Annotated in this window: 12 protein-coding genes; all 12 read right to left on the bottom strand. The window is 47.8% G+C overall.

The features are described from left to right. Nucleotides 1-17 precede the first annotated feature (17 nt). The 12 genes from JOE49_RS25340 to JOE49_RS25395 all read right to left on the bottom strand — a co-directional run bounded on the left by JOE49_RS25340 (nucleotide 18) and on the right by JOE49_RS25395 (nucleotide 14,729). Complete coding sequence (locus JOE49_RS25340; RefSeq protein WP_023989958.1) at nucleotides 18-2,684, bottom strand: valine--tRNA ligase; 2,667 nt, start codon at nucleotides 2,682-2,684, stop codon at nucleotides 18-20. 409 nt (nucleotides 2,685-3,093) lie between these two features. Next, entirely contained in the window at nucleotides 3,094-4,425 is a 1,332-nt protein-coding gene (locus tag JOE49_RS25345; protein ID WP_160790499.1) for a LysM peptidoglycan-binding domain-containing protein, read from the bottom strand. A 126-nt stretch (nucleotides 4,426-4,551) separates the two neighbouring features. After that, nucleotides 4,552-5,466: an RluA family pseudouridine synthase gene (locus JOE49_RS25350; RefSeq protein ID WP_209943407.1), complete on the bottom strand. Its 915-nt coding sequence runs from the start codon at nucleotides 5,464-5,466 to the stop codon at nucleotides 4,552-4,554. After that, nucleotides 5,463-6,767, bottom strand: coding sequence for a glutamate-1-semialdehyde 2,1-aminomutase (gene hemL, locus JOE49_RS25355; RefSeq protein WP_160789356.1), 1,305 nt, complete (start codon nucleotides 6,765-6,767; stop codon nucleotides 5,463-5,465). Before hemL ends, JOE49_RS25350 begins: the two co-directional genes overlap by 4 nt. Nucleotides 6,768-6,797: 30 nt before the next feature. After that, complete coding sequence (gene hemB / locus JOE49_RS25360; protein ID WP_028541574.1) at nucleotides 6,798-7,796, bottom strand: porphobilinogen synthase; 999 nt, start codon at nucleotides 7,794-7,796, stop codon at nucleotides 6,798-6,800. Nucleotides 7,797-7,843: 47 nt separating this feature from the next. After that, complete coding sequence (cobA, locus tag JOE49_RS25365) at nucleotides 7,844-9,400, bottom strand: uroporphyrinogen-III C-methyltransferase (RefSeq protein ID WP_023989963.1); 1,557 nt, start codon at nucleotides 9,398-9,400, stop codon at nucleotides 7,844-7,846. Between the two features lie 4 nt (nucleotides 9,401-9,404). Continuing rightward, nucleotides 9,405-10,331, bottom strand: a complete 927-nt coding sequence (gene hemC / locus JOE49_RS25370) for a hydroxymethylbilane synthase (RefSeq protein ID WP_025722717.1) — start codon at nucleotides 10,329-10,331, stop codon at nucleotides 9,405-9,407. A 1-nt stretch (nucleotide 10,332) separates the two neighbouring features. Next, on the bottom strand, nucleotides 10,333-10,980 hold the full coding sequence (locus JOE49_RS25375) for a precorrin-2 dehydrogenase/sirohydrochlorin ferrochelatase family protein (protein ID WP_028541572.1): 648 nt from the start codon (nucleotides 10,978-10,980) through the stop codon (nucleotides 10,333-10,335). 8 nt (nucleotides 10,981-10,988) lie between these two features. After that, entirely contained in the window at nucleotides 10,989-11,816 is an 828-nt protein-coding gene (gene ccsA / locus JOE49_RS25380; RefSeq protein ID WP_023989966.1) for a cytochrome c biogenesis protein CcsA, read from the bottom strand. A 16-nt stretch (nucleotides 11,817-11,832) separates the two neighbouring features. Beyond that, a complete protein-coding gene (hemA, locus tag JOE49_RS25385; RefSeq protein WP_013311616.1) occupies nucleotides 11,833-13,227 on the bottom strand; it encodes a glutamyl-tRNA reductase in 1,395 nt (464 codons plus the stop codon). A gap of 248 nt (nucleotides 13,228-13,475) precedes the next feature. Continuing rightward, nucleotides 13,476-13,874, bottom strand: coding sequence for an adenosylmethionine decarboxylase (gene speD / locus JOE49_RS25390; protein WP_053326605.1), 399 nt, complete (start codon nucleotides 13,872-13,874; stop codon nucleotides 13,476-13,478). Nucleotides 13,875-14,141: 267 nt separating this feature from the next. Further along, a complete protein-coding gene (locus tag JOE49_RS25395; RefSeq protein ID WP_209943409.1) occupies nucleotides 14,142-14,729 on the bottom strand; it encodes a non-ribosomal peptide synthetase module in 588 nt (195 codons plus the stop codon). Nucleotides 14,730-14,824 lie beyond the last annotated feature (95 nt).

The following is a 14,824-nucleotide window of genomic DNA, read 5'->3' on the forward strand; positions in this document are numbered from 1 at the left end:
TTTTATTGTGAGTGAAATTATCCCTTGAGTTCTTCAATACGTGCGATAACTTTAGCGCGCTTATCTGAGTAATCGGCTTGCTTGGCCTTTTCTTCCTCGATGACTTTAGCTGGTGCCTTCGCCACAAAGCCTTGGTTAGATAACTTTTTCTCCACGCGCTCCACTTCACTGTTCAAATGCTGAAGTTCTTTTTCCAGTCTGCTAATTTCCTGGGCAATATCAAGCAGTCCGGCCAGCGGCAGGTATAGCTCTGCGCCGCTAACTATAGATGTCATCGCTTTATCTGGAACGGTGAATTCTAATCCTGCGTCGAATTCAGACGTATTACAGAATCTACGTACATATTCCCCATTGCGGTTAATGATATCGAGAACGGCTTGATCGCCGGGTTTTATGAGTAATTCAATTTTCTTACTCATCGGCACGTTGACTTCAGCGCGGATATTGCGTACAGCGCGAATTACGTCGATCAGCAAATTCATTTCAGCGACTGCATCCTTATCCTCAAAAGCCGGATCATAAACAGGCCAAGCGGCCAGTGTAATCGTTTCTCCCTCATGCGGGAGATGCTGCCATATTTCCTCAGAGATAAACGGCATGAACGGATGAATCATGCGCAGCGTCCGATCCAATACATATGCAAGTACGGATTGCGTTTTCTTTTTCGCCTCTGCATTGTCGCCATATAGGGAAAGCTTCGCAAACTCAATGTACCAGTCGCACAAATCATCCCAAATAAAGTTATACAGAAGGCGGCCTGTCTCGCCAAATTCATAAGCATCTATTAGACGCGTGATGTCGCGTGAAGTTTCGTTTAGACGATGCAGGATCCAACGATCAGCGGTGCTCAAGTCACCAGTAATGTCTATATCTGCCGAAGTGACGCCTTCCAGATTCATCAGCGCAAAGCGTGACGCATTCCAGATTTTATTGGCAAAGTTACGGGCCTGCTCCACCCGCTCCCAGCGGAAACGAAGGTCTTGCCCAGGCGTGCTACTGGTGGAGATCATATAACGCATGGCATCGGTACCATATTGGTCAATCACGTCGAGCGGATCAACACCGTTGCCGAGGGATTTGGACATTTTTCTACCGTCCGCATCACGAACCAACCCGTGCATAAGTACGTCCTTGAACGGAATCTCTTCCGTAAACTCCAGCGCGGTAAAAATCATACGCGATACCCAGAAATAAATAATGTCATAGCCTGTAACCAAGACATTAGTCGGATAGTAGCGTTTGAGGTCCTCTGTCTGCTCAGGCCAGCCCAGTGTCGAAAACGGCCACAAAGCCGAGCTGAACCAAGTATCCAGCACATCCTCATCCTGTTTTAGCTTTCTGCCAGCGTACTCAGGCAAAGTTGTAGGGTCCTCCGCCGATACAATAACTTCTCCGGTTTCCTCATCGTACCAAGCCGGAATACGGTGTCCCCACCATAATTGACGGGAAATACACCAGTCACGCACATTTTCAATCCAATGCAGATAAGTACGTTCAAAGCGATCCGGTACAAAGTTTACCCCGTTGCCAGCCTTCTGCACTTCAATCGCTTTAGCTGCCAGAGGCTTCATTTCCACAAACCATTGTGTGGACAGATAAGGTTCTACAACTACACCTGTACGCTCACTGTGGCCTACTTGGTGTACGTGCTCTTCAATACGAATCAGTACGCCCTGCTCTTTCAGATCAGCGACGATTTGCTTACGGCAATCGCTACGATCAAGGCCCTGATATTTGCCTGCTTCGGCATTCATCGTTCCCGTTTCGTCCATCACCGTAATTTGTGGCAGCTGGTGACGTTGTCCCATTTCAAAGTCATTCGGGTCGTGAGCCGGTGTAATTTTAACCGCGCCGCTACCGAAATCTTTATCAACGTAGTCATCCGCAATGACCGGAATTTCCCGTCCGATGATTGGGAGCACAAGCGTTTTGCCAATCATTTGCTTGTAGCGTTCATCTTCCGGGTGTACAGCTACAGCTGTATCGCCCAGCATCGTTTCAGGACGTGTAGTAGCTACCGTAATAAATCCGCTACCGTCTTTCAGTGGATATTGCAGGTGATACAGATTTCCGTTCACCTCTTTGTATTCCACCTCAATGTCCGATAATGCAGTACGTGCAGCGGGGTCCCAGTTAATGATGCGTTTACCGCGATAAATCAGACCCTTCTTGTACAGTGTAACGAATACCTCGCGTACCGCTTGGGACAGTCCCTCATCCAGCGTAAAACGCTCACGAGAATAATCGAGAGAGAAACCCATCTTTTCCCATTGATTATGGATATTATCCAGATAAAGTTCCTTCCACTCCCACACTTTCTCCAAAAACTTCTCGCGGCCCAAATCATAACGTGTCAGGCCTTCTTCACGCAGCTTTTGCTCTACCTTTGTTTGGGTAGCAATACCCGCATGGTCTGCCCCTGGCAGCCACAAGGCATCATAACCCTGCATCCGCTTGGCGCGAATAATAATATCCTGCAAAGTAAAGTCAAGAGCATGTCCAATATGCAACATACCTGTAACATTCGGTGGTGGAATAACGATTGTAAAAGGCTCTGCCTCCGGATGTTGCCCGGCGCGGAAATAGCCCTTCTCCATCCACGTTTTGTACCATTTTTGTTCTGCTGATTTTGGATCGTACGTTGTTGGCATTTCCAAGGTTGTCTTGTTGTCTTGTTCTGACATATCAGGATACCTCCATGATTTTTCAATTGGCAAATAAAAAAAGCCCTTCATCCTCAAAGGACGAAAGGCTGTTCTCTCGCGGTACCACCTTTGTTTCACCCCTAGTGTATGTATCCACTGATCCATTACACATGGTGTGACACTTTATGCAGATAACGGTTGCGGACCGGCCTTATTCTACCGTGAACCTCTTATCTTCCGTAGGAATTAAATGAGGAACCGTTCAAACAGGCGACTCCCGGGTGACTTCGGCCAGTAGCTTCCTGCGGAACCTCACAGCGCTGCAATTCCACTCTCTGAAGGGCTTGCTGCCTACTCTTCCCGATCTCAGTCTTTCAATAACTATACCACATCATACATTTCCCATTGACTATAGTCAACACCCGCTGTGCATTTTTCAGCAACCGGATCAAGGGATGTACAATACCTGTCCTTCTTCCACATGATGCTCCGCCAATCTGTTATACAGTTGAAGCTCACGTGTGCTGAGCTGATAACGGTCAGCTATGGTTTCCAGTGTATCCTCGCGCTGTACAATGCATAAGCGCACCTTGCGAAAAGGTGTTTCATCTTGTGTATGAAAAAAAAGGTTCTTCCACTTGGCATTCTCCCGTTCTTCTTCGGCTTTCTGGTCCTGATCCTGCGGCTCCTGCTCCAATTGCTGCTGGTATTCGGCTTCCTTCACCGAACGGCTGGATTGGAGCAATGATGAGTAGACAACCGGGTCTGGCTCGTCTGCCCCTTCATCCTTTTTACTGTTAAGCGCCACACGCATCTCTGGCTTATCCTCAGTAAAGGTGTCATGGGCCTCGTGGTTCACCTGTTCTGACGCTTCAGGCCTGAAGTCGAAGTTATCTACTTGACTCTCCTCCAACTGTGGCTCCAGATAGACCTCGGACTCCGTGGCAGGATGCGGTTCATTCAACAAAGGGTCATATACTGCATTGGGAGATGCGGAAGATACTTTAGGTTCATTCCCCCCTGTCCATGCTTCCTCTTGCTGAAATCCCCACACTTCCGGAGACCCATGCTCATGCTTGACCTCTGGAGAGCTGTCTTCAACTGCTTTACCCGTCCAAGGCTCATAGAATCGGTTAGGATCTACTGCCGACTCATAAGCTTGCTGTTCCGACGATGCCTTCTGTTCTCCTTGGCCCTCAGACAGCTGTTCCCATGAAACGGACTCCTGTTGTGCTGGCACTCTGTAGGAGGTTTCAGGGTCTGTAACGTAATCGGAGGTCGAGTCATTGGTAGAATAGGCCTCTGCATGGCGATGCTCCCCATCGGCGGAATGGGATTGAACCGGTTGCTCAGGTGCATGCACTACGGTGAATTCCTCATCCAGCCAGACCGCCGTCTCCTCCGCGTGCGAGCTTTCCACGCCATGCAAAGAAAGAACACCTGTAATGTTTAGACTACGTAAAGAGAGCAGGTCCACATCAAAATTTTCAATCTCGACAGAGATATCTTCCAATCTCCCTACGCGGTTTAGCGGAATGGTAATTTCCACAGGGATCAAATGATGAAGCTCGCTCGTAATCTGTTCAGGTGTGCGGTACACGCCCTCCAGCAGCAAATGCCCTCGCAAAGCGGCATGGTCGCCGTGGGTTACAACCTGAATGCGTGGCAGAAGCTCAATTTCCTCCAACTCAGCAATCCCGGCAGCTTCCTCCGTCAAATGAATGCGTTCATAAATATCAAAACGCAAGCCTTGCGGCTGATCATTCTGTTGTTTGTTCAAGGATGGCATCCTCCTTTGGGCAGTCTCCGCACATCCTCTGACTTCTGGTCAGGCGCACGGAAACTCCATATTGCAAACCGTTTCTAGGTTCAAGTATATGCGCCAAAATAGAAGGCATGCCATCTTTTATAGCTGTTTGTGCAGCTTTTGAAAATCATCCGGCCAAGCATCCTCCACCGTAATTGTTTCGCCACTCAGCGGATGACAGAAGGTAAGACGCTCTCCGTGCAGCGCCTGCCTGCCAAAATCAGTAGCCCGACCCCCGTATAATACATCCCCAAGCAACGGGTAGCCAGCATGACTAAGATGTACGCGAATCTGGTGCGTCCGGCCTGTCTCCAGCGTCAGATATACGAGACTCACTGCACTTGAACCGCTTCCCCATACTTCCCCAAGTTCAATATGGGTAACCGCCTTCTGCCCAGTCGGAGATACACGGCGGCGCTGCTTATGATGCCTGTCCTTGCCAATCGGCCAATCCAACGTTCGCAGCGATGGAGGTACTTTCCCTCGTACCAAAGCTACATACCTGCGGCCGATATCCTTAGCTCTCATTTGCTCGTCCAGCTTGAGCAACGCAAATTCATTTTTGGCATATAGCACTGGGCCCGTCGTATCCACATCCAGACGATGTACATGCCGTACCGCCGCATGTATGCCATTCATCTCATAGTAGGATGCGACAGCATGATCCAACGTCAGCGGACCATCCTGCACAGCGCCGTCCGGATGTACTGCCATACCTGCTGGTTTATGCACTACCAGGCAAAAATCATCTTCATACAGTACCTTCAAATCATACCAACGAGGGGTGATGCCAAGGTTCATTACAGGAAAAAGGGCCAGCCGCAGCCGGTCCCCTGTAAGTTCAATCTCTTTTTCATGACGCAGTCTGCGCCACAGCTTTTCCGGTAATTCCAAACGATTCAGCAACCACTGATCTACAGCATCAGCGCTGTTTTTTTCCCCGTCTGCGACTTCCCGTCCTGGCGTGACTTCCAGCCACGGTCCTCTTCTTTTCCAGCCACCTTGCCAGCTCATAGACGTTTGAGCGCGCGATAGTTCGCCTCAATGGTGGCATCAATATCCTCTGCCGTATGCACGCCCGACACAAACATACCCTCAAATTGAGATGGTGCCACACTAACTCCCTCATTCACCATTTCAGTAAAGTAACGGCGGAAGTGGTCCTGATTACTCGTTTTAGCTGTGTCAAAATTGACAACCTTTTCTTCTGTAAAAAATGGACAAACCATAGAACCCACGCGATTGATCGTGACAGGGATACCCAGCTCGCTCGCATTACGTTCGAATCCGGCTTGAAGCCTTGCTGCCCGCTCTTCCAGACGATCGTATACTTCTGGCGTCAGCAATTTAAGTGTCGAATAACCTGCTGCCATAGCCAGCGGATTTCCGCTAAGCGTACCCGCTTGATATATTGGTCCCGATGGAGCAATCTGCTCCAGAATATCGCGACGTCCGCCGTAAGCACCTACAGGGAGTCCACCACCAATCACTTTACCCAGACAGGTAAGATCCGGCGTCACACCAAAGAGACCTTGAGCCGAATGAAGTCCAACCCGGAATCCAGTCATTACTTCATCAAAAATCAGCAGACTTCCGTACTGCTGGGTTACCTCACGCAAACCTTCCAAAAATCCAGGCTGTGGCGGTACAACGCCCATATTGCCTGCTACTGGCTCGACAATAATTGCGGCAATCTCTTCGCCAAATTTCTCAAAAGCTAGCTTCACCGAAGCCAAATCATTATAAGGGACGGTGATTGTATGGGTGGCCACGACTTCAGGTACACCCGGACTATCGGGCAAGCCTAAGGTCGCAACACCAGAGCCTGCTTTAATCAGCAAGCTGTCCGCATGACCGTGATATGATCCCTCAAATTTAAGAATTTTACTCCGGCTCGTAAATCCGCGTGCGAGTCGAATCGCACTCATAGTCGCCTCAGTTCCGGAGTTAACCATACGTACAATATCCATGGAAGGAACACGTTCACAAACGAGCTTGGCCATTTCAGTTTCTGCCAACGTTGGTGCGCCGAAGCTGGTTCCTTTTACAACAGCAGCCTGTAAAGCTTTAACCACTTCGGGATGTGCATGCCCCATAATAAGCGGTCCCCATGAACATACATAGTCTAAATAGGATTGACCATCAATATCATATACGCGCGATCCTTCGCCATGGTCGATATAAACAGGTGTAATCCCAACAGATTTAAAAGCCCGTACCGGGCTGTTTACGCCACCCGGAATGTATTGTTTTGCCTCATCGAAGGCTACTTTGGAGTTCGTATCCTTGCGCACTGTTCGTTGTTCATCGATCAATCTGACCACTCCTATCTTCTGAAAATAGACTTATTGCTTCAACCATCTTGCCGCATCCTTGGCCGAATAGGTAATAATCATATCTGCACCCGCACGCTTCATGCTTGTCAAAATCTCTAGCACCATTGCTTTTTCATCAATCCAGCCTTGAAGAGCTGCTGCCTTGACCATGGCATATTCACCACTAACGTTGTAAGCCACCATAGGCAGATCAAATTGATCCTTAATCGTGCGCATCACGTCCAGGTAAGAAAGAGAAGGCTTCACCATCAGCATATCCGCACCCTCCAGCACATCAGATTCCGCTTCTCGCAATGCTTCACGTGCATTAGCAGGATCCATCTGATAGGATTTACGGTCACCAAACTGCGGTGCAGAATCAGCAGCTTCCCGGAAAGGACCATAAAAAGCAGACGCATATTTGACGGAATACGACATAATCGGAATATGTGAAAAGCCTTCCAGATCCAGCCCCTGCCGAATCGCCTGTACAAAACCGTCCATCATATTAGATGGCGCGATAATATCCGCACCAGCTCTGGCCTGAGAAACGGCTGTACGTACCAGCACCTCCAGAGATTCATCATTCAATACTTCACCGCATACCTCACCATCATGCTCATGCATGTGTACCATACCGCAGTGTCCATGGTCCGTAAACTCACACAAACAAGTATCAGCCACAACCAGCAGTTCGGGATAACGAGACTTGATCAAACGAGTTGCTTCCTGAACAATACCATCGTCCACAAAAGCCGAAGTCCCTACACTGTCTTTTGTTTCCGGTATGCCAAACAGGAGCACGGCGGGAATGCCAAGCTCACTAATCTCTTTCAGTTCTTCCTCCAGCCGATCCAGAGAAAAACGGTATACACCTGGCATAGAGCTAATTTCCTGTTTCACTCCAGTGCCAAATGTTACGTAAATCGGTTGGATAAAATCAGCGGGATTCAATACCGTCTCACGCACCATACTGCGGATTGCAGCTGACTGGCGCAAACGACGATGTCTAGTAAAAGGAACACTCATGAATACAAACCTCCATTTTTTATACATTCATTAGCAAAAACAAAAAATTATAATGTCATAAGAGTACTTGATCGTTTCCAGTCACATAACGATTGAATCAGACTTTCAATGGTTGCCTTCTCTGACATAAAACTCACAGTCAAACCGGCTTGGGTAGCTGTCTCACCGGTCAAAGGACCGATCACAGCAATCGTAACTCCCTCCAGCAGCGACAACGGATCATGGATCCCCATTTGTCTGAGCGCTTCCAGAAAAAAGGTGACGGTTGAGGAACTCGTAAACGTAATCGCGTGAATGGCACGTTCCTCAAGCAGCTTGAGGAGCTCGTCATCCTGTGTGTTGGCTGCCAGCACCGTTTGATACAAATCAGCCTCGGTCACATGAAGGCCCATCTCCCTCAGCTTTTCTGGCAGCCACGACCGAGCTAGATCACCCCTTGGGAGAAATACATTCTGCCCTGCCTGCAAATCCTGCTCAAACCCTTCGAGCAAGCCCTCTGCCTGAAAAGGGCCTTCGATCTGTTCTGCTGCAATTCCGTGCGTCCGAAGCGCGGCTGCTGTAGCCGGTCCGACTGCGGCAATACGCGCTTTGAACAACGCGCGTACGTCTTTGCCCTGTTCCTTTAAGTGCGTGAAAAAGTATTCCACTCCATTAACGCTGGTAAAAAACACCCAATCATATTCAGGCAGTCGTGCAAATGCCTCTTTAATTTCCTGTTTGGTTGGCTCGTCCGAAGGGGCGACAGTCTGAATAACTGGAAATTCATAAGGCTCGCCACCAAGCTCTTCAATCCGGTGAACCAGACTGCTGGCCTGCGCACGCGCGCGAGTAACTAAAATCCGCTTGCCAAACAAAGGCATGTCCTCAGCCCATTTTAACTGTTCACGTTGATTGACCACTTCTCCGACAACGATGACGGCGGGAGGCTGAAAATTCGCGGCCTTCACCTTAGCTTCAATATCCGCCAGCGTACCCACCAGCGTATCCTGCTCGGCGCGGGTCCCCCAACGGATCAAGGCAACAGGAGTATCTGACGGCTTGCCGTGTTTTATGAGCTGTTCACTGATATAGCCGATCTTTGCTACACCCATCATAAAGATCAGTGTGCCCGTTGCGTTCGTCACTTTATCCCAATGAATACTTTTGTCGAGTTTATCCGGACTTTCATGACCTGTAATGATAGAAAGCGATGAGGCCATATCTCGGTGTGTGACTGGAATGCCCGCATAGGCGGGCACACTGATCGCTGATGTGATGCCAGGTATAATTTCATAGGAAATACCGTGTTTACGCAATAGCCCGGCTTCCTCGCCGACTCGTCCAAATATAGTGGGGTCTCCCCCTTTAAGACGAACAACTGTTTTGCCCTCCAAGGCCAAATCCACCAGCAGCTGATTAATTTCCTCTTGCTTCATGGTGTGACGATCTGGCAACTTGCCGACATATATTTTTTGGGCACCTGGCTTCATCAGTCCCAAGAGGCGTGGGCTTGCCAGTCTGTCGTACACAATGACATCGCCCAATTGAATGCATTCCCAACCCTTGACCGTAATTAATCTTGCGTCTCCGGGTCCTGCACCTACCAAATATACTTTTCCTGCCATGCTATCATCCCCTCACCTGCGCCAGAATCTGTTCCGCTCCTTTGGCTATCAAACTGGCCGCCACCGCTTCTCCTAGCTTTTGCGGATCATTTCCCTGGAGCGTTTCCTTCAAAATAACCTCGCCATCTGGCGATCCTACCATGCCCGTGAGGCTGATTTCTTGACCAGCCCAGACCGCATGAGCCCCGATCGGCACTTGACATCCCCCATTTAACACGCCCAGAAAGGTTCGTTCTGCCGCAACGGTAGCTGAGGTATCCCGGTCGTTGTAAAGGCGCAGCAAGGCCAATAGCTCTTCGTCGCTCGCACGACATTCAATACCCAGCGCTCCCTGCCCAACCGCCGGCAAACAGTCTTCTTCCGGTATATAGGACGTAATTCGCTCTTTCCAGCCCATCCGATGCAAGCCTGCTGCCGCCAAAATGATAGCGTCAAAACCTTCCGTCTCCAGCTTTTTCAGACGGGAATCAATATTACCACGCACAGGCTCCAATTGTAGATCAGGTCGCATGGACTTGATTTGACTGGCTCTGCGCAGGCTGCTCGTGCCCACCTTTGCCCCTTGAGGCAAATCCTCCAGGCTCTTGGCGCCCAATGTGATCAGGCAATCACGTGGATCCTCACGGCGCGGCACAGCGCCGTTGACAAGCCCTTCCGGTAATTCGGAAGGCATATCCTTCATACTATGTACTGCCATATCAATCTCACCAGCCAGCATGGCCTGTTCAATTTCTTTGACAAAAAGCCCTTTGCCACCCACTTTGGACAAGGTTACATCCAATATTCGATCACCCTTGGTCAGGATTTTCTTCACGACAAATTGCAAATCCATTCCATGCTCCGCGCACAGCGCGTTCAAATCTTCAATGACATGCCCGGTCTGAGTTAACGCCAGCGCACTCTGTCTGCTGCCTACCACAATTGTTCGCATGTTATTCCTCCTGATTTTGCGCAATCCATAGGTCTATTTCTTTTTCGGTCCAAGCCATAAATTCATGACGGCGTATTTGATCCAAAATTCCGCTACTCGCCAAGCGCCTCAGTAGTTTGGTCCTTTGCTGTGGAGAACTTATCTTATGTTTGATGATCTGTCGCATATCGTGCATGAAATCCAGATATGGCTCGTATTCGCTACCAAACAACGTATCCAAAGCTGATGTAATATCAGCGGTCACAGCAGGGCCAGCCCCTTCTGTGGAAATACTAATCGTCAATCTTCCTCGTCGAATGATACCCGGCGTTATAAAGTCTCCATCTTCCGATCGATCCGCTACATTTACCAGTATACCCCTTTGTCTGGCCTCATGCGCAACCTCATAATTCACTTCTCTCTGGTTCGTCGCCGCATATACAAGAAAGGCTCCCTGGAGGTCACCCTCGCGATATACGCGATTTACCCAGTGGAGCTGCTTGTGATCCGCCAGAACCTGTAAATCCGGCGTTATATTCGGGCTAATGACGGTAATGAATGCCCCACTTTCCATCATCCCCTTTACCTTTCGTTCCGCAATCCTACCGCCACCTACAACACAACAGATCCTATTCTTACAATTCAACGAAATCGGGACAAAATGCTGCAAAAGGCTTTTCACTCTCCCGTCCACTGATGAAATACAGACCAGGAATTCAGCAAAAAATTAAGAATCAATAGCGTGTAGCCCACCAATGCCCACTTTGCCATCACAAGCCCTGAACGCTGATTCAATCTTTTGCTCACTAAAAATACAATATACACGCACAAGGCAATCGCTGTCATCAGCACCTTGGTATCGAGCAAGAGACGCCAGCGTTCCTCGGCAATAATAGAAATAACGGCAACTACAATAGACACTCCCAGCAAAGGAGTACCAATCAACAGCGCCATATGCGTATACCGATCCATCATTTCCAGACTCGGCAGGCGCCTGATCGTGTCATTCCATTTCTTTACTTTCAATTTACGATGCAAAAACAGATATAACCCCGAAAATACAGCCGCTACCGTCATTGCTACAAAACCAAGATTAGCCAGCGCAATATGAATCAGGAGCAGCCCATGCACTGTATGCCAATTTCCAAGCGGGTTGTCGAGAGGCTTCATCCATATATTGTTGAGCACTAGCACTGCAAAACTAATAATATTAAGCAGCAATACCGCAAATTCGGATCGCTGATAACGTGTCAGAATCAAAGAAATCAGTACCAAAATAACTGAGAACAGAAATAGAAAATCATAGGTCACGAAAATAGGAAGATGCCCTTCATTCCAGGTTCTTATCCCCATATAAGCAAGCTGAAGCACCAGAACGACAACAAGAAGCCCTGTACCTGTCCGTTTAGCATTCGCATTGCGACGAATCCCATCCGAGAATACAAACAGAAGGCTCAGGGCAAAAACATAAATCATTGAATCATATATAAGCATGCCTGAAGCCACGTCTGTTCACCCACCTTTACAGGCTGGCCGGCGCAAACGACGCTGGCAAAGCCTGAGCCTGAACGGTCTTTTCATGAACACCGGCTTCCGGTTTCATTAACGCAGATGCATCGCTTTTATCTACTTTCTGAGCGGCGTCATCCAAACGATCCTCCAGAGCAAAAATGTGGCTAAACATGTCTAGGGCCTCATTTCCCTGCTTTTGGACAGCCAGTTCCTTTACCCGATTGATCGGATCATGCATCATCTGATTCAGCATACTCTTCGTCAAGCGGCTAATCACTTTGCGTTGCCGTTCATCCAGCTCGGGAAGCTTATTGAACAAGCTTTCCAACGTATCCTGATGTACAGACTCCGCTTTTTCCTGTAATGCACGAATCACTGGACGCACTCCCATCGTTTTCAACCATTGATAAAACTCGCTAAGCTCATCTTCGATCATATGCTCGATTTTTGTAGCTTCGGTACGGCGCATTTCCAAATTGCTCTCCACGATCCCTTCCAGATCATCAATATCGTACAGGAAAACATTCTGTAATTCACCAATAGCCGGGTCGAGATCACGCGGAACCGCAATATCAATCATAAACAAAGGACGGGACTGTCGACGTTTCATACTTGCTTCAACCCGAGTCCGATCCAGAATATAACCCTGGGCACCTGTCGAGCTAATAACAATATCCACATCCGCCAACCGATTCATGCCTTCCTCCATCGTAACCGGCGTTCCATGAAACTTGGAGGCAAGGTCTTCCGCACGGGACAAGGTTCGGTTTGCTACAATAACCTCGGCTGCTCCGCCGCTGTACAAATGCTTAACAGTAAGCTCGCTCATTTTACCAGCACCGAGAATCAGTACCTTTTTATCGGTAAACATCCCGAAAATCCGTTTGCCCAGCTCAACTGCTGCATAGCTGACAGATACGGCACTTTCTCCAATAGACGTCTCCGAATGGGCACGCTTGCCCAATGTGACGGCCTGCTTAAACAACATATTAAACCACGTTGCCGTAATTTTCTGGGATTGAGCCTGAAGAAAAGCGTTCTTTACCTGTCCCAAAATTTGTGTTTCTCCGATTACCATAGAATCAAGACCACAAGTCACACGGAACAAATGCCGAATCGCCTGCTCGTCCTCATATATATATAAATGTTGTGTAAATTGATCACGCGGAATGCCAAACCATTGCTCCATAAAACTGCGTATAAAATAACCGCACATGTGAAGGCGGTCCACCACAACATATATTTCAGTCCGATTGCAGGTTGCGACAACTACGCCTTCCAACACACTTTTGGTAAGTTTGAGTTGTTCCAGCGCTTTTGGCAAATCTTGTTCTGCAAATGTAAAACGCTCTCTGACTTCCACAGGCGCCGTACGATAATTCAACCCAACAACGACGATGTGCATTGCAAATTCACCTGCCTAAACTGTAATAAGAATAACCACTGTTATCATAAACTATGTTAATTATATCACAGAAGTCCGAATCTCCTCCGGCTGTTTTATGAATTGTTTATGAAAATTGGATGGCTTTCATGAACATCTAGCACGTTCTGTATGATTTGATTTAGTGTAAACCACTTTTAAAACAAATAACCATGGAAATGTTCCATGGTTATAATATAGGACGCACAAATGGCTCCATAAAGAACGATTTACACTAACTCGGCCAGCTTACACTCCGGTGATTCCACCTGAAGTTCTCCCAAGCCGCGAATCAGCTTCTTCGCATATGTTTTTTTCGGTTTTAGAACGGATACCAGGTAATCAATAGCCAGCTGCGGATCGACAGTCTCACCGCAAGTATAACAATCAATAGCGGCAAATCCTCTCTCAGGATACGTATGAATAGAGAGATGACTCTCCGACAACAGTACAAGCACGGTAGCTCCCTGTGGTTCGAATTGCTTGGATTGAACGGACATCACCGTTGCTCCGCAAGCTTCAGCTGCTTCAACTAATTGAGCCTCCAAAAGCTGCGCATCATTCAGCAATTCAAACTCAACACCCCAAGTATCTACGGCAACGTGTCTTCCGAAAGTTGAGTACTCCAATTCCATCTTTCGGTTCCCCCTTCCTAGGAATAAAATGTTTGAAAAAATTTCATCCGCTAGGACCTACGTCATTCACTTCCCGAGGGAATAACCTCTCGCAACATTCAATGTCCTGAGTGAATCCTGGTTCCTATATTCATTTTCAACGAGATTAAAAATAACATCTATGTGCAGCAAATGCAATCATTTTTTTGGAATAAAAAAGCCCCTTTCGGTAAAGAAAGGGACTACACTGCATAACGATTCATTCCATATATTCATGCCTTATTAAGCTTCCAGTGCAAATAATTTCGAGCAACTCATTCGAAGCTTGTGGTCAATCTGTTCCAACTCCGAGAAAGTGCGCGCCAAATTCCGCTGGTCAAGCAACGAATTAATGAGATGATATACGTCTGATATTTCATTTTCGACGTTCTGATGCTGAAAAAGCTGTTGCAGTTCCTGTACCGTATTTTTATATTCAAATACCAGCTTAGAGCCTGCGGCATTCTTCTCCATAATTTTACGAACCGTACCTTCATTATAAAAATACACCATAGTGAATCCTTGATACATTCGGTAAACGATGCCTTCACCCTTAAAACGAACAAAAAGTTTGCGTATAAATAGGGTTAGTTGCGGATGAATTAAGCGGCAAGTCAATTCACACACTAATGCTCCCTCTTTGGCTTCAAAAAACAAATGAACTTCCTCACCCGCACTATGCTCCAGAATGATTTCCTGACTTCCGTTATCCAGAACTTTAATGTGGTAATGCACCTGCGGATCATCCACTGCCCGCAAAAATTCGTCCATTTGAGTTTCCGACAAGGTCAATGTGGTTTTAACATACTCTGTGGCTAACCGCTGAGCCATACCAATCTCCTCAATTCTTTCCTGAACCTATAAGTTTAAGCTTTATGCTTCATTATACATCAGACCTACAGTGCTTTTCTTGCACATCAATCATA

The sequence above is a fragment of the Paenibacillus sp. PvR133 genome, from assembly GCF_017833155.1.
Classification (GTDB): Bacteria; Bacillota; Bacilli; order Paenibacillales; family Paenibacillaceae; genus Paenibacillus; species Paenibacillus polymyxa_B.

What these genes read in the sequence shown, in the direction of transcription:
- hemA (WP_013311616.1), bottom strand. Translation starts at nt 13,227, where the DNA reads ATGCACATCGTCGTTGTTGGGTTGAATTATCGTACGGCGCCTGTGGAA.
- JOE49_RS25395 (WP_209943409.1), bottom strand. Translation starts at nt 14,729, where the DNA reads ATGGCTCAGCGGTTAGCCACAGAGTATGTTAAAACCACATTGACCTTG.
- hemB (WP_028541574.1), bottom strand. Translation starts at nt 7,796, where the DNA reads ATGAGTGTTCCTTTTACTAGACATCGTCGTTTGCGCCAGTCAGCTGCA.
- hemC (WP_025722717.1), bottom strand. Translation starts at nt 10,331, where the DNA reads ATGCGAACAATTGTGGTAGGCAGCAGACAGAGTGCGCTGGCGTTAACT.
- cobA (WP_023989963.1), bottom strand. Translation starts at nt 9,400, where the DNA reads ATGGCAGGAAAAGTATATTTGGTAGGTGCAGGACCCGGAGACGCAAGA.
- JOE49_RS25350 (WP_209943407.1), bottom strand. Translation starts at nt 5,466, where the DNA reads ATGAGCTGGCAAGGTGGCTGGAAAAGAAGAGGACCGTGGCTGGAAGTC.
- JOE49_RS25340 (WP_023989958.1), bottom strand. Translation starts at nt 2,684, where the DNA reads ATGTCAGAACAAGACAACAAGACAACCTTGGAAATGCCAACAACGTAC.